This window comes from Streptomyces sp. NPDC004658 (assembly GCF_040609555.1).
Lineage (GTDB): Bacteria > Actinomycetota > Actinomycetes > Streptomycetales > Streptomycetaceae > Streptomyces.
This window is the reverse complement of sequence record NZ_JBEXKG010000051.1, coordinates 1-17,849: the sequence shown is the minus strand read 5'-3', so window position 1 is coordinate 17,849 and position 17,849 is coordinate 1. Positions and strand designations below refer to the sequence as shown.

General features: G+C 75.2%; 15 protein-coding genes. 5 read left to right on the top strand and 10 right to left on the bottom strand.

Going from position 1 to position 17,849, the window contains the following annotated elements; genetic code table 11:
- Positions 1-47: 47 nt before the first annotated feature.
- Together ABZV94_RS19410 and ABZV94_RS19405 are read right to left on the bottom strand one after the other, a co-directional pair.
- Positions 48-860: a LuxR C-terminal-related transcriptional regulator gene (locus tag ABZV94_RS19410; RefSeq protein ID WP_356341633.1), complete on the bottom strand. Its 813-nt coding sequence runs from the start codon at positions 858-860 to the stop codon at positions 48-50.
- A 273-nt stretch (positions 861-1,133) separates the two neighbouring features.
- Positions 1,134-1,562, bottom strand: coding sequence for a DUF5997 family protein (locus ABZV94_RS19405; protein ID WP_356341632.1), 429 nt, complete (start codon positions 1,560-1,562; stop codon positions 1,134-1,136).
- A 413-nt stretch (positions 1,563-1,975) separates the two neighbouring features.
- Here ABZV94_RS19405 and ABZV94_RS19400 point away from each other — a divergent pair, with 413 nt between their 5' ends.
- Positions 1,976-2,788: a LysR substrate-binding domain-containing protein gene (locus ABZV94_RS19400; protein ID WP_356341631.1), complete on the top strand. Its 813-nt coding sequence runs from the start codon at positions 1,976-1,978 to the stop codon at positions 2,786-2,788.
- A gap of 27 nt (positions 2,789-2,815) precedes the next feature.
- On the opposite strand, the gene ABZV94_RS19395 is transcribed toward ABZV94_RS19400, so the two are convergent.
- The 3 genes from ABZV94_RS19395 to ABZV94_RS19385 form a co-directional block, all read right to left on the bottom strand.
- Positions 2,816-4,315, bottom strand: a complete 1,500-nt coding sequence (locus ABZV94_RS19395; protein ID WP_356341629.1) for an MFS transporter — start codon at positions 4,313-4,315, stop codon at positions 2,816-2,818.
- Between the two features lie 309 nt (positions 4,316-4,624).
- Positions 4,625-5,314, bottom strand: coding sequence for an HAD family phosphatase (locus ABZV94_RS19390; RefSeq protein WP_356341628.1), 690 nt, complete (start codon positions 5,312-5,314; stop codon positions 4,625-4,627).
- Positions 5,315-5,334: 20 nt separating this feature from the next.
- Positions 5,335-5,811 carry an Lrp/AsnC family transcriptional regulator gene (locus ABZV94_RS19385; protein ID WP_356341626.1) on the bottom strand — a complete coding sequence of 159 codons (477 nt, stop codon included), beginning with the start codon at positions 5,809-5,811 and terminating at the stop codon, positions 5,335-5,337.
- Positions 5,812-6,049: 238 nt separating this feature from the next.
- On the opposite strand from ABZV94_RS19385, the gene ABZV94_RS19380 reads away from it, so the two are divergent.
- A complete protein-coding gene (locus ABZV94_RS19380) occupies positions 6,050-7,540 on the top strand; it encodes an FUSC family protein (protein WP_356341624.1) in 1,491 nt (496 codons plus the stop codon).
- Positions 7,541-7,708: 168 nt separating this feature from the next.
- Complete coding sequence (locus tag ABZV94_RS19375) at positions 7,709-8,746, top strand: lactonase family protein (RefSeq protein ID WP_356341623.1); 1,038 nt, start codon at positions 7,709-7,711, stop codon at positions 8,744-8,746.
- Positions 8,747-8,928: 182 nt separating this feature from the next.
- Here the strand turns inward: ABZV94_RS19375 and ABZV94_RS19370 are convergent, their stop codons facing one another.
- The 3 genes from ABZV94_RS19370 to ABZV94_RS19360 all read right to left on the bottom strand — a co-directional run bounded on the left by ABZV94_RS19370 (position 8,929) and on the right by ABZV94_RS19360 (position 12,038).
- Positions 8,929-9,855 carry a hypothetical protein gene (locus ABZV94_RS19370; protein ID WP_356341621.1) on the bottom strand — a complete coding sequence of 309 codons (927 nt, stop codon included), beginning with the start codon at positions 9,853-9,855 and terminating at the stop codon, positions 8,929-8,931.
- 308 nt (positions 9,856-10,163) lie between these two features.
- The gene (locus tag ABZV94_RS19365) at positions 10,164-10,841 is read right to left on the bottom strand and encodes a uracil-DNA glycosylase (RefSeq protein ID WP_356341620.1); all 678 of its coding nucleotides are present in this window, start codon (positions 10,839-10,841) and stop codon (positions 10,164-10,166) included.
- Positions 10,842-10,949: 108 nt separating this feature from the next.
- On the bottom strand, positions 10,950-12,038 hold the full coding sequence (locus ABZV94_RS19360; protein ID WP_356341618.1) for an exo-alpha-sialidase: 1,089 nt from the start codon (positions 12,036-12,038) through the stop codon (positions 10,950-10,952).
- Between the two features lie 273 nt (positions 12,039-12,311).
- Between ABZV94_RS19360 and ABZV94_RS19355 the strand changes: the two genes are divergently transcribed.
- On the top strand, positions 12,312-12,905 hold the full coding sequence (locus tag ABZV94_RS19355) for a hypothetical protein (protein ID WP_356341617.1): 594 nt from the start codon (positions 12,312-12,314) through the stop codon (positions 12,903-12,905).
- 78 nt (positions 12,906-12,983) lie between these two features.
- On the opposite strand, the gene ABZV94_RS19350 is transcribed toward ABZV94_RS19355, so the two are convergent.
- A complete protein-coding gene (locus ABZV94_RS19350) occupies positions 12,984-14,984 on the bottom strand; it encodes a HEAT repeat domain-containing protein (RefSeq protein WP_356341615.1) in 2,001 nt (666 codons plus the stop codon).
- Between the two features lie 154 nt (positions 14,985-15,138).
- Positions 15,139-16,818, bottom strand: coding sequence for an acyl-CoA dehydrogenase family protein (locus ABZV94_RS19345; RefSeq protein WP_356341614.1), 1,680 nt, complete (start codon positions 16,816-16,818; stop codon positions 15,139-15,141).
- Positions 16,819-16,889: 71 nt separating this feature from the next.
- On the opposite strand from ABZV94_RS19345, the gene ABZV94_RS19340 reads away from it, so the two are divergent.
- Entirely contained in the window at positions 16,890-17,669 is a 780-nt protein-coding gene (locus tag ABZV94_RS19340) for a PaaX family transcriptional regulator C-terminal domain-containing protein (RefSeq protein WP_356341613.1), read from the top strand.
- Positions 17,670-17,849 lie beyond the last annotated feature (180 nt).

Below are 17,849 nucleotides of genomic sequence, written 5' to 3'. Positions count from 1 at the left end.
CGCTCACCGGACGGAGTCCCCCGGCACCGGACGGACCCGGTGCCGGGTCACGAACGCTGTCCCCGGGTGGCCCCGGCCGCACCGGGCGCCGGCACCAGGCCGAGCCGCTGCGCGCGCAGCACCGTGCCGACGCGGTCGCGGGTGCCCAGTTTGCGATAGATGTTCTCCACGTGCTTGTGCACCGTGCGGACCGAGATGCCGAGGCGGCGGCCGATCGCGTCGGCGGTGAGCGCGTCCGTGAGCAGCAGCAGGACGGCGGTCTCGCGCGGGGTCAGCGCGCAGTCCGCCGCCCGCTCGTCCGGCGCACCGGCCGGGCCGAGCGCCCGCCGCCACTCCTCCAGCAGCAGCCGCTGCCGTTCGACCGCCGCCAGCAGCGGCTGCGCGCGCTCGGCGACGGTCAGGTGGTCGTCGCTGAAGTCCGTGCCGGCCCGGTACACCAGGCACCCGGTGATCGGGGCTCCGCTCCCCGGGAGGGGCACGCCCAGCACATGGTCGACGTCCAGCACGTCGCGGAGCAGGCGGGCCGTCGCACTGGAGGGCCAGGTACGGCCCGCCGCCCGCTGCGCGCTGACCGGCGTCCGGTCGGTTCCGGCGGCGTAGTGACCGGCGAAGGGGTAGCCCGCCCGCAGCAGGCCCAGGTCGGCTTCCCCCAGCCGGGCCAGCTCCGCGGCGGCGTCGGGCAGCGTGCCGATCGTGCCCTCGCTCTCGCTCCACTCGTCCAGCTTGTGGATGACCGCCTCGCCGCCGCACACGTCCGCCAGCGTGCCGGCCAGCATCGGCCACAGCCGCTCGGGCTCCCGTTCGTGCAGTGCCGCCACGGCGACGGCCATCATGCGCTCGTAGGCCTTCTCCAGCCGCACGGGTTCCTCTCCGGTTGCCTCGCGTACCCGTCCTCCCCGTCGGCGTACGTAGTTGTACGCATATCCCTGCGGTCCCCGGCTGTCGCACACTTCAACCCGGCGACACCGGCTGTTCGGACACACAGTGTGTCCGAGGGGCCGCCGGCACGGGGGAACGGCGGCCCGTCCGGTGTCGCCCGCCACGTGCCTCTGCCCCTCCCGGCCGGCTCCTGGCCGACACAACGGGCGACGCCCCCCGGGCGGAGCCGGAGGGCGTCGGGACGGGCTGACGGATCAGGCGCGCTCGGCGCCGCCGTCCCGCTGCTCGGCCTTCGCCGCCTTCGCCGCCTTCTCCTGCTTCAGCTCCTTGAGCCGCGCGGCCTCCTTGCGGACCTCCGCCTGGGTGGCGCGCTCCTTCTCCAGCCACTCGGGCCGCTCCTGCCGGAGCGCCTCGATCTGCTCGGTGGTCAGCGCCTCGGTGACCCCGCCGCGGGCCAGACCCGCGATGGACACGCCCAGCCTGGCGGCCACCACCGGACGCGGGTGGGGACCATTGCTCCGCAGCTCGCGCAGCCACTCGGGCGGGTCGGCCTGCAACTGGTTCAGCTCGGCGCGCGTGACCACACCCTCCTGGAAGGAGGCGGGGGTGGCGGGGAGGTACACACCCAGCTTCTTCGCCGCGGTCGCGGGCTTCATCGTCTGGGTGCTCTGCTGCGACTTCATGCGGTCAAGGGTATCGGCCGCGGGCCGGAGGGCCGACCACGGCCGGTGAGGAGGCCCGCGGCGGCGGGGCCGGTGCCGGAGCGCGGGGAGCGCTTGTCGGCGGAGCCTCGTGGGGGGCGGTGACGGCGCGCGGGTGGTGTTTGTCGGCGGGCCCTGGTGGGGGTGACGCTGGGTGGGCAGCGCTTGTCGGCGGGCCCTGGCAGGGGCGGTGACGCTGGGTGGGCAGCGCTAGTCGACGGGGCCTGGTGGGGGCCGGTGCCTGAGCCTGGGTGGTGATCGTCGGTCGGGGCCTGGCGGGGCCGGTGCCGGAACCCGGGCAGCGCGTGTCGGCGAGGCCTCGCCGCGGCCGTGGCCGAGAGCCGTGCCGGCGGCCCGTGGCGGGCGGTCACCGGCCGGGCCGGTAGCCTGGCCTGATGACAGGCTCGGAGGATTCACCGTCGTTCCGGCTCGCGTACGTTCCCGGAGTGACGCCCGCCAAGTGGGTGAGGATCTGGAACGAGCGCCTGCCCGGCATCCCGCTCACCCTCGTCCAGGTCCCGGCCGCCGAGGCGCCCGAGGTGCTGCGCGCGGGGGAGGCCGACGCCGGGTTCGTCAGGCTGCCGGTCGACCGTACGTTCTTCAGCGCGATCCCGCTCTACACCGAGACGACCGTGGTCGTCGTCCCCAAGGACCACCTGATCACGGCGGCGGACGAGGTGACCCTGGCCGACCTCGCCGACGAGGTGCTCTTCCACCCCCTCGACGACGTCTTCGACTGGGAGGCGCCGCCCGGCGAACCGGCCTTCGAGCGGCCCGCCACCACCCAGGACGCCATCGAGCTGGTGGCGGCGAACGTCGGCCTGCTGGTCGTCCCGCAGTCCCTGGCCCGCCTGTACCACCGCCGGGACCTCACCTACCGCCCGGTCGCCGACGCCCCGCAGTCGAGCGTCGCCCTGTCCTGGCCGGAGGACGCCACGACCGACCTGGTGGAGGAGTTCATCGGCATCGTGCGCGGACGCACCGTCAACAGCACCAGGGGGCGTACGGCGGCCACGTCCTCGGCCGACGAGCAGCGCAAGGGCTCCGACCGGAGCGGCACCCGCCCGGCACCGGCTGCGAAGTCGCAGGCCAAGTCGTCCGGCAAACCGTCGGCGAAGTCCTCGGGCAAGCCTGCCGGCCGCACGGCACGCGCCCGTACGGGCGGCGGGAAGCCCGTCAAGCGGGGGAAGCCGCGCCGGAGGTCGTGAGGCCCTCCGCCGGAGGCCGTGCGGCCCTCACGGGCCGGGCCGGACGCCCTCCACGGCGCCCCCCTCTTCCCAGCCGCGCCCGACCGGCTCGCCGGCCTTCTCCGGTTCGGGACGCACCTGGCGCTCCCGCAGATCGGTGACCGCGAGGACGAGGGCGACCAGGATGATCCCCGCGACGGTGAGCAGCCCGAGCTGGAGTGCCGTGTCGGCGCGGCCGTGATTGGCGAGGTGGGCGAAGTACACCGCGCCCACCACCGCGATCCCGGCGGCCGAGCCGACGCGCTGGCCCGTCTGGAGGACTCCACCGGCCGCGCCCGCCCGGTGCACGGGGACGCGGGTGAGGGTGAGGGTGGTGTTCGGGGAGACCGTCAGGCCGGATCCGATGCCGCCGATGAGGAGGGGCAGTGCCGACGCCCATCCCACATTGCGTCCGGGCACCAGCTCCACCGCCGCCACCACCCCGAGCACGCCCAGGGCCACCCCGCCCAGACCCATGACGACCAGCTTGCGGCCGAAGCGCACCACCAGCCGGCCGCCGATGGCCGCGCCGACCGCCGAGGCCGCCGCGAAGGGCAGGACCGTGAGCCCTGACGCCAGCGCGCTGTAGCCCACGCCGTTCTGGAGGTACAGGGCGTAGAGGAAGAAGACGGTGGTGAAGCCCGCGAAGTAGCTGAGGCTGATCAGGGCGCCGATCGTGAAGGAGCGCAGGGAGAACAGCGCCAGGTCGACCAGCGGGGCCCGGCCGAGCCGCCCCTGCCGTCTCTCCCACGCCCAGAACGCGCCCAGCAGCACGACGGCCAGCGGCATCAGCGCCCACTTCTCCCGCCCGGTCCACTGCTGTTCCTGCACCAGGGGCAGCATGAGCGCGAGCACGCCCGAGCCGAGGAGGAACACGCCGAACAGGTCGAACTCCTCGTGCTTGCCCGTGGCCGGGAAGCGCGGCAGCAGCCGGAGGCCCGCGGCGAAGGCGGCCACTCCGATCGGCAGGTTGACGAAGAAGACCCAGCGCCAGCCGTCGTCGGTGCCGGCGGCGTCGATCAGCAGGCCGCCCGCCAGCGGTCCCGCCGCCGTGGACACCCCGATGACGGTGCCGAGCACCCCGAAGGCCTTGGCCCGCTCGGAGCCCTGGAACATCTGCTGGATCAGCCCGGACGTCTGCGGCGCGACGATGCCCGCCGCGGTGCCCTGGATCAGCCGGAACACCACCAGCCAGCCGGTGCCGGGCGCGAATCCGCAGGCCGCCGAGGCGACCGTGAACAGGGCGAGCCCGAAGAGGAAGGCCTGGCGCCGGCCGCGCATGTCGCCCAGCCGGCCGGCGGGGACCAGCGCCAGCCCGAAGGTGAGGGCGTACCCGGAGACCACCCATGCCTGGGTCGCCTCCGAGGCTCCGAGTCCGCGCTCCAGCGAGGGCAGCGCCACGTTGACGATCGAGGTGTCGAGGAGCGAGATGAAGCCCGCTGCCAGACAGACCCCGAGCGCCTTCCACCGCCGCTCGTCGGGGGCGGTCCGGGCCTGTTCTGTGCTCATGGGGTCACGCTATGCAGTCACGGGCGCGCGCGCACGCCGGGAACGACCGCCCGTCACCCCGGAACAGCGCCTTCCCCCTCCGGTCCCCTCCCCGCGCCGAGGCGGCTCAGGAGACGTACGACGCCCTCCGCGCCGTACGCACCACGGCCTCCCCGTCCGCACGCCCCGGCCGGCCTTCGGCCACCCAGGTGTCCACGGTCTTCCCGCGGGGACGACCGGCGCGCCCTTGCTCCGAAAGGGCGCCTCCGCCCCCACCGCGCCGAGCGGGGTGGTCCCGCCGGGACGGAGGGGGTGGGCGACGCCAATGTCTCAGCGGGCCGTGTCCCGCAGCCACGCGTACGCCGACCGTGCCGTGAACTCCGCCTGGCCGCCCCGCAGGAGGAGCGACGCGGTGCCGAACCCGGGAGCCTCGGCCTGGGCGGGTACGTACGGAACGGCCAGGCAGCGCATGCCGGCCGCGTGGGCGGCGGCCGCCCCGGGGGCCGCGTCCTCCACGACCACGCAGTCGGCCGGGTCCGCGCCGAGTCGGCGGGCCGCCTCCAGGAAGACGTCCGGGGCGGGTTTGCCGTGCGGGACCTCGTCGGCCGAGACCACCGTGCGCAGGAAGGCGGCCAGGCCGGTGCCCGCCAGGATCGCCTCGATGGCCTCCGGGGAGGAACCCGACGCCACGGCCATCGGCACCTTCTCGCCGGCCAGCAGCTCCACGAACGCGCGCATCTCCGGGTACGCGCGCGTGCGGGTGCGGGCCAGCTCCAGATAGCGGCGGTTCGTCGCGTCCAGCAACTCCGCCGCCGGGGCGCGCAGGCCGTAGCGCTCCCGCCAGATCATGACCGTCTCCCGGGTGCTGATGCCGACGTAGCTCTCGTGGTCCGCCCAGGTGAAGTCCGGGACGCCGTGTTCGGCCAGGGTCCGGCGGCTCGCCTCGTAGTAGTTCGGCTCGCTGTCCACCAGCGTTCCGTCGAGATCGAAGATGACCGAGAGGGCGCCGAGATCGCTCATGGCGTCCAGGATGCCAAGCGTCAGGCGCGGGCCGCCCGCCCCACCGACTCGACCAGCGGCAGCAGCCGGTACGGGACGCGCTCGCGCAGCGCCACCTCCGTGCGGGTGCGCACCACGCCCGGCAGGCTGATCAGCTTCTGGATCACGTCCTCCAGGTGGGCGTTGTCCCGGCCCACCACGCGCGCGAGCAGGTCTCCGCCACCGGTGATCGAGAAGGCCTCCACGATCTCCGGTACGGCGGCCAACGCGTCCCCCACGTCGTCCAGATGGCCCTGGGTGACCTCGATGTGCACGAACGCCAGCACCGGATGCCCGAGCGCGGCGGGGGACAGGGACGGACCCGTTCCGGTGATCACGCCCTCCCGTTCCATCCGGTCGAGCCGGGCCTGGAGCGTGCCGCGGGCCACGCCGAGGATGCGGGCGTACTCGCGCACGCTGGTGCGCGGCTGCTCCAGGAGCAGCCGCAGGATGCGGGTGTCGAGTGCGTCCACGGCCATGATGGACGACTGTACCAATGGTCCAGGTCACCCCGAGTCGCCCGTACCGCCCGACCTGGTCCGTTGGCATTCCGGTGAGCGCATGCGCCGGACCGGTGCTGTGCCAATGGCCCAGCGATTCGCGTCACACTTGAGCCAGTGACCCCGGTGATGCTCTCATGGAGGTGTCGATGGCGCTGCGGACCCCCGCGGCGCCTTTTCTGTGCCGGTGTACTCGCACACCCAGGGGAGGGCAGCAGTGCTGAAGAGGATGTTCGTGGCTCCGGACCCGGGACGGGCGCGGCTGCGCTTCGCCGCGCGGGCCGTCCTCGGCATCGGACTGGCGGTGGTGGTCTGCGGACTCGCCGGGCACTCCCTCGCCGGTGCGGTCACCGGCGGCCTCGCCGCGCTGCTCGCGCTGTTCACCGTCGCCGACCCGACCGTGCGCGGGCAGGCCGTCACCACCGCTCTGCTGCCCGCCGTGGGGGTGCCGGTGCTCGCCGCCGCGGCCGAGCTGCACGACCACCCCGTCGCCCGCGACCTCACCTTCCTCGCCGTCGTCGGCGCCGGCGTCTACGCCCGCCGGTGGGGCCCGCGCGGGCACAGCCTCGGCGTGTTCGCCTTCATGACGTTCTTCGTGGCCCAGTTCCTGCACGCCGCCCCGGGACAGCTGCCCGAGCTGTACGCCGCCGTCCTGCTCTCCGTGCTCAGCGCGGCCGTCGTGCGGTTCGGCCTGTGGTGCTACGAGCGCCGGCTGCCCCCTGCCGCCGTACCCGCTCCGCCCGCCGGGACCGGGCTGGCCCGGGTGACCACCCGGCAGGCCGTCCAGGCCACCGCGGGCGCCGGGTTCGCACTCGTCGTGGGCCAGCTGGTGTCCGGACAGCGCTGGTACTGGGCCGTCGGCGCCACCTGGTGGATCTTCGTCAACACCGCCTCGCGTGGCGAGACGCTGGTCCGGGGCTTCCGCCGGGTCCTCGGCACGGTCCTCGGCATCGGTCTGGGCTTCCTGATCGCCGTGCCCGTGCACGGCGCGCCCGTGCCGACGGCCGTCCTCGTCGCGGTCGCCGTGTTCGGCATCTTCTACACGGCCGCCGTCTCCTACACCTGGATGATGCTCTGGGTGACCCTGCTCGCCGAGACCCTGTACGGCCTCCTCGGCGTCCTCAGCCCCGGACTGCTCGCGCTGCGGCTCGTGGAGACCGGTGTCGGGGCGCTCGGCGCCGCGCTCGCCGTCCTGTTCGTGCTGCCGGTCACCACGCACGCCACCACCGACGCCTGGATCCAGCGGGCCCTGCGCTGCGTGCACGCCTGCACGGCCGAGGCCGCCGCCCGCCTCGCCGGCTCCACCACGGCCGACCCCGCGCCGCGCGTGGCCGAACTGGAGCAGCTGCTCGGCCGGGTCCGGCTCTCCGTGGCCCCGCTGGTGCACCCGCTGAACCCGATGCCGGCGCGCAGGGCGCGGGCCCGGCGAGTCCTGGCGCTGCTCGACGACTGCGCCCGCGAGATCCGGGGTCTGGTCGCGGTCGCCGCCGACCCCGAGGCCTCCCACGACGCCCGCCTCGCCGCCGCCTGCTGGCGCGTGGAGGCCGCCGTCGAGGCCCTCACCGAAGGGCGCGCCGAACACTTCCACCGCCCCGCCGAGCCGCCCGCCGAACCCGCCCTGGCCCATCTGCACGGCCTGGAACGCGCCCTCGCCGAACTCGCGGAGCCGCTGCGCGCGCCGTCCGGCTCCCGGCTGGTCGGGGCGTGACCCGGGCGGGGCGCACGGGAACCGAGTGCGCCCCCGCTTCGCGCGAAACGCCCCGACTCGCGGAAGAACCGCCCGGCCACCCCGGCCTCTTGGTCTAGACCTCGGGTGATCGACTGCTACCGTCGGCCCCGGACCGGGCTCGACGGCCTCGACCGAGAGGGGACAGCGGTGACACAGGACGGCAGGGCGGGCAGGCGCCGGGCGTTCATCGGATCGTTCACGGCGGCGGGCGGCCCCGGACTGGTGACCGCCGGGGTCGCACCGGACACCGGGGCGCTCACCCTCGTCTCCGCCGTGCGGGACGTACCCGACCCCTCCTATCTGGCCCTGTCACCGGACGGGCACACGCTCTACGCGGTCAGCGAGACGGCCGAGGGCGCCGTCGCCGCCTACCGCGTCACCGGTGACCGGCCGGAACCCGCCTGCCCGCCGGTGCCCGTGGCCGGCAGCGGCCCCACCCACCTGAGCCTGTACGACGGGCACGTGCTCACCGCCAACTACGGCTGCGGCAGCGTCACCGCCGTCCCCCTGCGCCCGGACGGCACGCTCGCCGGCGCCCCTTCCGGACGGCTCCAGCACACCGGGTCGGGGCCGCACGACCGGCGCCAGCGCGGCCCCCACGCCCACCAGGTGCAGCCCGACCCCAGCGGGCGGTGGGCCGTCAGCGTCGATCTCGGAACCGACTCGGTGCGCGTGTGCACCCTCGCGGACGGCAGCCCCGCCGTGCACCGCGAGATCGCCCTGCGCCCCGGCTCCGGGCCGCGCCACCTCGCCTTCCACCCGGACGGCGAGCACGCCTACGTGGTCAACGAGCTGACCCCCACGGTCACGGTGTGCCGCTGGGACGCCGCGGCCGGCTCCCTGAAGCCCCTGGCCGAGGTGCCCGTGCTGCCCGGCGCGCCCTCGGGCGACGCCTACCCCTCGGGGATCGTCGTCTCGCCCGACGGCCGCTTCGTATGGACCGCGACCCGGGGCGAGGACGTCCTGTCCGTCCTCGCCGTCGAGGCGGACGGGCTGCGGCTGACCGCCACGGTGCCCTGCGGCGGGCACTGGCCGCGGGCGCTGGCCGAGCACGACGGCTTCCTCTACGCCGCGAACGAGCGCTCCGGCGACGTGACCTGGTTCGCCGTCGACAGGACGACGGGCGTTCCCCGTTACGACGGCTCCGTACGGGTTCCGGCGGCCTCCTGCGTGGTCTTCGGCTGAAGAAGGGCGCGGCGGCGTCGTCCGGGGCGTGCGGCCCCCGCCACCGCGGCGGCTGCGCGACGCGCCGTCACGACCTCGGAGGCACGGTGAGGGACAGCCAGGCCGAAGGGCCCGCTCCGGGAGAGGAGCGGGCCCTGAAGTCGTACAGGTGCCGGTGGTCCGCAGGCCGGACGCCGGAGGTGTCAGCGGACCGGCGCGCTCTGCGGCTGCTGCGGGGCGATGCCGAGGGCCGTCGTGTACTTGGCGAGCGCCAGCTTGCCGATCGCCGGGTACGCGCCGAGCGCCTCGGCCGTGGAGCAGCCCGCCTCCTCGGCGGCGGCCGCCAGCAGCGCCGGGTCGATCTCCGGGCCGATCAGGTACGGCGCCAGGGCCAGCTGCTGCGAGCCCGCGGTGCGCAGCTGCTCGGCCACGGAGGCGATGGAGCCCTCCTGGTCCAGGGCCGCCGCCATCACCGGCACGGCCAGGCGCGCGGCGAGCAGCATGCCGGTGATCCCGGCCGCCTGGACGGCCTCCTCGCCGCCCACGGAGGCCAGGATGATGCCGTCCGCGGCGGTGGCCACGGTGAACAGCCGGGCACGGTCGGCGCGGGCCAGACCGGCCTCCGACAGCCGCACGTGCAGCGCCTCCGCGAGCAGCGGGTGCGGGCCGAGGACATCGGTCAGGTCGGCGGCGACCCGGCTGTCCATCACGGCCTGACGGATCTGACGCAGCAGCGCGCTGTCCGGACCCGCGAGCAGCGGGACGACGACCGCCACCGGGCCGTCGGGCTCCTTGATTCCCTCGACCCCGGCGGCGACGGCCTGCTCGTACCGGGCGGTGCGCTCCTCGGCGGCGCGCGCCAGCACGGAACGGAGCGTCGGGAACTCGCTGTCGTCCCCGTCGAGGTACCCGATCCGGGCGTCGAGGCCGGGCAGCTCGGAGCGGGCGATGCTCACGACCTCCTCGGCGAGGCTGCGCGTGGTGGTGCTGGGCACACCGGGCACCGCGAGGACGAGCGCGGGCGCGCCCTCGGGAGCCACCAGCGGTTCCGGACGGCGGTGCCGTCCGGGCTGGCGGGGTCGCGGCATTCGTACGGGCAGGCCGGACGCGGGTCCAGTGGGGGAGCTCATGGCGCCGCATGTTACTGGCTTCCTGGCCTCCGCCGTTCGGGGAGGGTGCAGGTGAGCGGTATCCGTCCGGATTTGTCTGATGAGTTGCGCCCCGGCGACGCGTGCGGTCGGCATGTGCCGGGCGCATATGCCGGCCGCATGCGTCCGGCGGGGTGGAGGGACAGGGACGGAACCGCTGGTCCGAGGCGACGCCGGGTCATGCGAGCGCCTCTGTCACCCCCCTGCGCCGGTCCCTGTCTCGTCGCCGCTCACGAAGAGGCCGCCCGGTGGGCTCCCCTTCGGGTGCGCCGGTCCGCCGCGCGACGCGGTCACGGCAGACGCCAGTCCACCGGCTGCCCGCCCTGCTGGATCAGCAGGTCGTTGGCCCGGCTGAACGGGCGCGAGCCGAAGAAGCCGCGGTCGGCCGACATCGGTGAGGGATGCGCGGACTCCACCGCCGGCAGACGGCCCAGCAGCGGACGCAGATTGCGGGCGTCACGGCCCCACAGGATGGACACCAGCGGCTTGCCACGTGCCGCCAGGGCCCGGATCGCCTGCTCGGTGACCTCTTCCCAGCCCTTGCCGCGATGCGCGCCCGGGCTGCGCGGCGCCGTGGTGAGCGCCCTGTTCAGCAGCAGTACGCCCTGCTCGGTCCACGGCGTGAGATCCCCGGTGGACGGCTGGGGGAGCCCCAGGTCGGTGTGCAGCTCGCGGAAGATGTTGATCAGGCTGGGCGGCAGCGGGCGCACGTCCGGTGCCACGGAGAACGACAGGCCCACCGCGTGCCCCGGTGTGGGGTACGGGTCCTGACCGACGATCAGGACCCGTACCTCGTCGAAGGGTTGCTGGAAGGCCCGCAGGACGTTCGGTCCGGCCGGGAGGTACGTGCGCCCCGCGGCGATCTCCGCGCGCAGGAAGTCGCCCATCGCGGCGATCCGTCCGGCGACGGGTTCCAGGGCCTTCGCCCAGCCCGGTTCGACGATTTCATGCAAGGGTCGTGGTGCCACGGGCGTCACCCTACTGCCGTACACCTGCCGGCGATCAACCGACGGCCGGAGCAGGACGGGTGGCACCTCGCCGCGGCCCGCCTCCGTGAGAGTCCGGGCGATGAGGGGTCAGTCGATCACCGCCGCCCGTACGCACAGCACGTCCGGCAGGTGTGCGGCCAGCAGCTGCCAGCTGTCGCCGTCGTCGGCCGAGGCGTACACCTCGCCGTTGCGGTTGCCGAAGTACACCCCGGCGGGGTCGGCGTCGTCCGTGCACAGCGCGTCCCGCAGGACCGTGCCGTAGTGGTCCTCCTCCGGCAGTCCCTTGGACAGCGGCTCCCAGCTGCGGCCGGCGTCCGCCGTGCGGAAGACCCGGCAGCGGTGCCCCGCGGGCACCCGGTCCGCGTCGGCGTTGATCGGGAAGACGTACGCCGTGTCGCCCCGGCGCGGATGCGCGGCCGCCGCGAAGCCGAACGTCGACGGCAGGCCCTCGCCGATGTCGGTCCAGCGCGCGCCCGCGTCGTCGCTGCGGTACACCCCCCAGTGGTTCTGCAGATACAGCCGGTCCGGGTCCACCGGATCCCTGACGATCTTGTGGACGCACTGGCCGAACTCCGGGTCCCGGTCCGGCAGGAACACCGCCGACACACCCGAGTTGGACGGCGACCAGCTCGCGCCGCCGTCCGTCGTGCGGAACACGCCCGCCGCGGACACGGCCACCGTCACCGCCCCGGGGTCGCGCGCGTCGGTGAGCACCGTGTGCAGGCACTGGCCGCCCGCGCCCGGCACCCACTGCGAGCGGGACGGGTGCTCCCACAGCGGCCGGACCAGTTCGAACGTCTCGCCGCGGTCCTCCGAGCGGTACAGCGCGGCCGGTTCCGTGCCCGCGTACACCACATCGGGTTCGGCGGCGGACGGGTGCAGCTGCCAGACGCGCTCCAGCGAAGCGCCGGTCTCCTTCGGGAACTTCACGGCCGGCCGGGCCGGTTCGGTCCAGCTGCGGCCGAGGTCGTCGGAGTGGAACACCGACGGACCCCAGTGCGCGCTGTCCCCGCCCGCCAGCAGCCGGGGCCGGGCGCCCCGGGTGTCGATCGCCACCGAATAGATCGCCTGCGCGTTGAAGTACGGACTCTCGTCGAACTCCCAGGGGCCGCCACCCCTCCGCCGCGCGATGAACAGGCCTTTGCGGGTGCCCACCGCGAGCAGTACCTCGGTCATGCCGATCACCTCCGGGACGCCGTTGTCCCGATCGCCGTCAGATATCGGCCAGTGTGCACCCCACCACTGACACTCTCCCCCGGAGTAGACGTTCCACCAGGTCACCGCCTGTGTCGCCGGGGTACGGCGACAATCGGCCGGTCCCGTTCCGGGATGCGCCTGCGCGAAAGGGGTGTCTCGTGCGACCGTCGGGGAGACGGCTCGTCGTGAGCAACGGGGCGATCTCCCGCGTATGGGAGGGCGGTCCGGCCGGTCGGTGCGCTCGTGAGGAGGATGCCCTTGAAGGCGTTCCGTGGTCCGAAGGTGTGGCTGTGGCGCTGGCGGCGCAACCCGCTCAAACGCCGGGCCGACGTCGTGGAGGCCTGGGTGGTGCTCGGCGCCTGTCTGCTGACCGTCCTGGCCGGCGTGCTCGCCGGCCTCGCCGCGGCCGGCTCGGTGGAGCACGGACTCGCCCGGGAGCGGGCCACCTGGCGGCCCACCGTGGCCCGGGTCGTCGCGCAGGTCCCGGGCAGGTCCCCGGCGCACAGCAGTCATGCCTCCTCCGGCGAACAGGTCTGGGCGGAGGTCCGCTGGACGGCCGTCGACGGCTCCGCCCACACCGGTCGGATCCGGGTGGAACCGGGCAGCAGGCCCGGTACGCCGGTCACCGTCTGGACCGACCCGCGGGGCAGCCTGGTCAACCGCCCCGCCACCGCCTCCGAGGCCGCGTTCCGATCCGTCCTGATAGGGCTTCTGGTCGGCTCGGGTGCCGCCGCCGTCCCCCTGGTGACGGGCCTGGCCGTACGGGGCCGGCTGGAACGCCGGCGCATGGAGGCCTGGGACGCGGAGTGGGCCCGGCTCGGCCCCCAGTGGGGCCGCACGGTCTGATCCCGGGGCGCCCCGACCGCCGGCACCCTCCGGCCCATCGGACCCTCTCCGCCCCGAACCCAGCCGTCCCGCACCCGGCTAAAGCCCCGCCGACAGCTCCCGGCACCTCCTCAGCAGCTCCTCGTCGTCAGGGATGTCACGGCTGCGGTACGGGCCATCCTGGGCCGTGTGCCGGCGTTTCCGGGCCGGTTCCGCGGTGATCAGGTCGCGCAGCGGCGCGGCGGCCGCGCCCATCGTGGTCAGGCACCGGGCGATCGGGACGCGGGTGCGGGGGTCCGCCGTCCAGGCGGAGCGGAGGACGGGCAGGACCGGTCCGGGGTCCCCGGCGATGCGCCACAGCGCGCACGCGGCCGGTATCCGCTCCCGCACCGGTCCGGACGCGGCGAGGCGGCGCAGCTCGGGCAGGGCGGGGCGCGCGGCCGGGCCCAGCCCGCCGAGCTGCCGGGTGGCGGCGCGGCGGGTGCCCGGGTCGTCCCGCGCCAACTCCCGCAGCAGGACGGGGAGTACGGCGGTGGCGTCCCCGTCCGCCGACCACAGCGCGCCCGCCGCGGTGGCCGCGTGCCGGGTGGAGAGCAGCCGGCGCAGCAGCGGTGCCGTCCGCGCGGCGGCGCCCAGTTCCGCCAGTGTCTCGATCACCTGGCCGGCGACCGCGTCCCGTGCCCCCAGGCCGTGGGGGGCGCCCGACAGGAGCCGGACCAGTCCGGGGACGGCCTCCTTGTCGCCGATGGCCCGGAGCGCCGCCAGCAGCGGGGCCGCGTGCACGGCGGCGGTGGGGGAGGCGAGCGGGACGCGGCCGAGGCGGAGCCGCAGCGCGGGGGCCAGCGGAGCCGCGGCCCGGCCCAGGTGCGCGGCTTCGCGGCCCAGTCCGACCGGCGCCACCGGCCCGGCCAGCAGCTGGGCCAGGGCCGGGACCGCGCGGGGGTCGCCCGCCCTGGCCAGCGCCTTGAGCGGGCCGCCGAGCGTGGGGGAGCCGCGCTCCCAGCGGTGCGTCCACAGGTCGGGCCGGGCGGCCACCAGCGCGTGCAGGTCGTCCGCCGCGGGCGCGGCCAGCGCGTACAGCTCCGCCAGGACCGAGACCGCCGCGTCGCGCAAGCGGTCCTGATCGGTGTTCAGCTGGGCGCCGAGCAGCCGTACGGGCGCGCCGAAGTCACCGCGCCAGCCACGGAACAGGCCCGCCGACATCCAGACGGCATTGCACCGGTCCACCGGGTCCGGGCTGGCCAACTGCCCGGCGAGCAGGGCGATCCGGTCCTGGACCCGGTCTCCGAGCGCGCTGTGCAGGGTGCGCAGCAGGCCGGCGCCCTGTTCGTCCGAGGGACGCAGCCGCCGTATCCGGCGCACCAGGGTGTCCGTGCCGCAGCGCTCGGCGGCCGGCCGGCGCTGTGCGGACCGCTCGTGCAGCAGCCGGACCGCCGTGGGCACCAGGTCGGCCGGGAGCCGGACGGGCGCGTGGAGCGCGAGCTGGCCGAGCGCCGCGAGCCGCGGGCCCGGCGCGCAGGGCGGTGCGCTCTGTTCGGCCAGGAGGTCCAGGGCGCCGTCGGCGAGGGCGGGATACCGGCGCGCGAACCGGGCGAGCGCCTCCGTCAGGGCCGTCAGGACGTGGTCGTCCCGCTCCGCCCGCAGGCGCCGCCGCAGCAGCTCCAGGACCCTCACGGGCTGGTCCAGGAAGCGCACGAGAGCCCCGGCCGCCACCCGGCGCACCACCGGATCCGGGTCCCCGGCGAGTGCGACGAAGGCCTCGGCGCCGGCGCGCACCGCCTCCCGCGCCGCGTTCGCCGCACCGTCCGCGCCCGCGCCTTCTGCGCTCTCCCCGCCGATGCCGACCAGCAGTTCCACGACGCACCCCCGGTCCGGTACCTCCTCGCGGGCCGCCAGCGCGAACAGGAACGGCACGCAGGCCGGTGTCGCCTCGTACACCCTCCCCTGGTGGTGCACCGCGTCGTACAGCCCGTCGAGCGCGGTCGCCCGCTCGGCGGTGTCCGGGGACGCCAGGGCCCGTAACCACCCGGGCACGTCCTCCGCGCTGCCGTGCGCGTGCCGCAGCGAGGCCCAGTCGACCTCGTCGATCCCCGTGAACACGTCGTCCTCCCTGCCCCGCCCAGGCCAGTGGCACCTGAGCGGGAGTGTGCACCACGGCACCGACAACGGTCCGGAGACGCCTGCTGACTGTGTGCGATCCGTCGACGCCGACCGGCCACCGGGACGTGGTCGTCCGCACGCGCGCGGGAAGGGGTCAGTTCCGGTCGGGCAGGGCGCGCTCCAGGATGGCGTCGAGGTCGGTTCCGGCGGGCAGCGTGCCGAACGCGTGGCCCCAGTCGCCGCCCAGCCGGCTCGCGCAGAAGGCGTCCGCGACCGGGTGCGGGGCGTGCCGCACGAGCAGGGAGGCCTGGAGCGCGAGCGCCATCCGCTCGACCAGCCGGCGAGCGCCCGCCTGATCGGTTCCGGCCACCGCGCGCTTGAGCGCGGCCACGGCCGTGTCGAGCCGGGCGTCCGCCCCGCGCGCGAGGGCGAGTTCGGCGAACAGCGCCTCGGTGGTGTCCGGTTCGCGGCCGAGGGCGCGCAGCACGTCGAGCGCGTTGACGTTGCCGGAGCCCTCCCAGATGGACAGCAGCGGAGCCTCGCGGTAGTGCCGGGGCATGCCGGAGTCCTCGACGTACCCGTTGCCGCCCAGGCACTCCAGCGCCTCGGCGGTGAAGGCCGGTCCCCGCTTGGTGACCCAGTACTTGCCGACGGCGGTGGCGAGGCGCCGGAAGGCCCGCTCCCCGGCGTCCCCCCGCACCGCGCGGTCGGCCGCGCCGGCCAGCCGCAGCGTGAGCGTCGTCGCCGCCTCCGACTCCAGCGCGAGATCGGCCAGGACGTTGCGCATGAGCGGCTGGTCGATCAGCCGGGCGCCGAACGCGCTGCGGTACCGGGCGTGGTGCCCCGCCTCGACCAGCGTCTTGCGCATCAGGGTCGCCGAGGACATCACGCAGTCCAGACGGGTGCAGTTGACCATCTCGATGATGGTCTTCACGCCCCGCCCCTCCGGCCCCACCAGCCAGGCCACGGTCCGGTCGAACTCCGGCTCCGAGGAGGCGTTGGAGCGGTTGCCCAGCTTGTCCTTCAGCCGCTGGATGCGGAAGGTGTTGCGGCTGCCGTCCGGCAGGACGCGCGGCACCAGGAAGCACGACAGCCCGCCCGGGGCCTGCGCGAGCACCAGGAACACGTCGCACATCGGCGCCGAGGTGAACCACTTGTGCCCGCTCAGCGTGTAGACGCCCACCTCACCCGTGGGCGTGGCCGTGGTGGTGTTCGTCCGGACGTCGGAGCCGCCCTGCTTCTCGGTCATGCCCATCCCGGCGAGCAGCCCGGGTTTCTCGGTGGGAACGCGCAGCCGGTGGTCGTACTCCCGGCTGGTGAGCAGCGGCTCGTACACCTTGGCGAGATCCGGCTGTGCGCGCAGGGCGGGCACGGCGGCGTACGTCATGGACGTGGGGCAGCCGTGTCCCGCCTCCGTGTGCCCCCACACCAGGCCGCCCGCGGTCCGGGCGACGTGCGCGCCCGGCCGGTCGTCGGCCCACGGGGCGCCGGCCAGACCCTCGGCGACCGCCGTGCGCATCAGGTGGTGCCAGCTGGGGTGGAACTCCACCTCGTCGACACGGTGGCCGTAGCGGTCGTGGGTGCGCAGCACCGGCTCGTACCGGTTCGCCAGCTCACCCCACTCCTGCGCCTCCTCGCTGCCGGCGCGCGCCCCCAGCCGCCGGATGCCCTCCTCGGCCCACTCCGCGCCCTCCCGGCGCAGCCCCTCCAGCAGGGCCGGGTCGGCGGAGGCGTCGTAGGGCGCGAGCGGCGGAGGCTGGTTGGTCACGTCGTGCGTGGCGTACGACGGCTGGGACGGCGACGGCAACTGCGACTGCCCGGAAATCGAGACCATGACAGCATGTTGCACTCTTCCTGCGGCTGTAGCAATGATGCAACACGGGGGCGCGCGTACAGTACGGGGCCATGCGCATGAACGTCTCCGCGGAGCCAGACGACACGGACACCGACGCGGCCGGTCTGCGACCGCTGTCCGCCCGGTCGGTCGTGCTGAGCCTGCTCCTCGGTGTGCATCCGCCCCAGCTGCCGGTGAAGGACCTGGTGCGGCTGGTGGAGCCGTTCGGCGTCGGCGGCTCCACGCTGCGGGCCGCGCTGAGCAGGATGGTGGCCGCCGGCGATCTGCGGCGCACCGACTCCGTCTACCGGCTCAGCGACCGGCTGCTGGCCCGGCAGCGCCGCCAGGACGAAGCCGTGCGTCCTCGCACGCGCGCGTGGGACGGCGACTGGGAGATGGTGGTGATCACGGCGACGGGCCGCGGCCCCGCCGAACGCGCCGACCTGCGCGCCCGGCTGACCGGCCTGCGCCTGGCCGAGCTCCGCGAGGGCGTGTGGCTGCGGCCGGCCAACCTCGACCGCCCACTGCCGGCCGACCTGCGCCAGGTGGCGCTGACGTACGCCGCACGCCCCGACGAGCCCCCGCGCGACCTGGCCGCACGGCTCTGGCCGCTGGCCGGCTGGGCGGCCACCGCGCGCTCACTGCTCGCCCACGCGACCCGGGCCGACCATCCGGCGGTCCGCCTCACCGCGTACGCGGCGGCCGTCCGTCACCTGCTCACCGACCCGGTCCTGCCGCCCGTACTGCTGCCCCCCGACTGGCCGGGGGAGGCCCTGCGGACGGCCTACGCCGACTACCGGCGCGAGCTGACCAAGGCCATGGAGACGCCGGAACAGGAAGACGAACGCTGACCGCACGGGGCGCCGTGGCACCGGGGGTGGGCCTGCCGTGACGGTTCGGAGGGGCCCGTTGCTCCCGCACGCGTGCGGCTTCGCGGAGGCCGGTCCTGTGCAGGGTGCGGGCGCCCCCGCTCGCCGTGGTGTCCGGGCCGCGGGGGGGGGGGGGCCCGGCCGGTTCCTCGCCGCGCTCGG

Excerpts from the sequence above, each read along its gene's own strand:
- ABZV94_RS19405 (WP_356341632.1), bottom strand. The coding sequence starts at position 1,562 with ATGAAGTCGCAGCAGAGCACCCAGACGATGAAGCCCGCGACCGCGGCG.
- ABZV94_RS19400 (WP_356341631.1), top strand. The coding sequence starts at position 1,976 with ATGACAGGCTCGGAGGATTCACCGTCGTTCCGGCTCGCGTACGTTCCC.
- ABZV94_RS19395 (WP_356341629.1), bottom strand. The coding sequence starts at position 4,315 with ATGAGCACAGAACAGGCCCGGACCGCCCCCGACGAGCGGCGGTGGAAG.
- ABZV94_RS19390 (WP_356341628.1), bottom strand. The coding sequence starts at position 5,314 with ATGAGCGATCTCGGCGCCCTCTCGGTCATCTTCGATCTCGACGGAACG.
- ABZV94_RS19385 (WP_356341626.1), bottom strand. The coding sequence starts at position 5,811 with ATGGCCGTGGACGCACTCGACACCCGCATCCTGCGGCTGCTCCTGGAG.
- ABZV94_RS19370 (WP_356341621.1), bottom strand. The coding sequence starts at position 9,855 with ATGAGCTCCCCCACTGGACCCGCGTCCGGCCTGCCCGTACGAATGCCG.
- ABZV94_RS19360 (WP_356341618.1), bottom strand. The coding sequence starts at position 12,038 with ATGACCGAGGTACTGCTCGCGGTGGGCACCCGCAAAGGCCTGTTCATC.
- ABZV94_RS19355 (WP_356341617.1), top strand. The coding sequence starts at position 12,312 with ATGCCCTTGAAGGCGTTCCGTGGTCCGAAGGTGTGGCTGTGGCGCTGG.
- ABZV94_RS19345 (WP_356341614.1), bottom strand. The coding sequence starts at position 16,818 with ATGGTCTCGATTTCCGGGCAGTCGCAGTTGCCGTCGCCGTCCCAGCCG.
- ABZV94_RS19340 (WP_356341613.1), top strand. The coding sequence starts at position 16,890 with ATGCGCATGAACGTCTCCGCGGAGCCAGACGACACGGACACCGACGCG.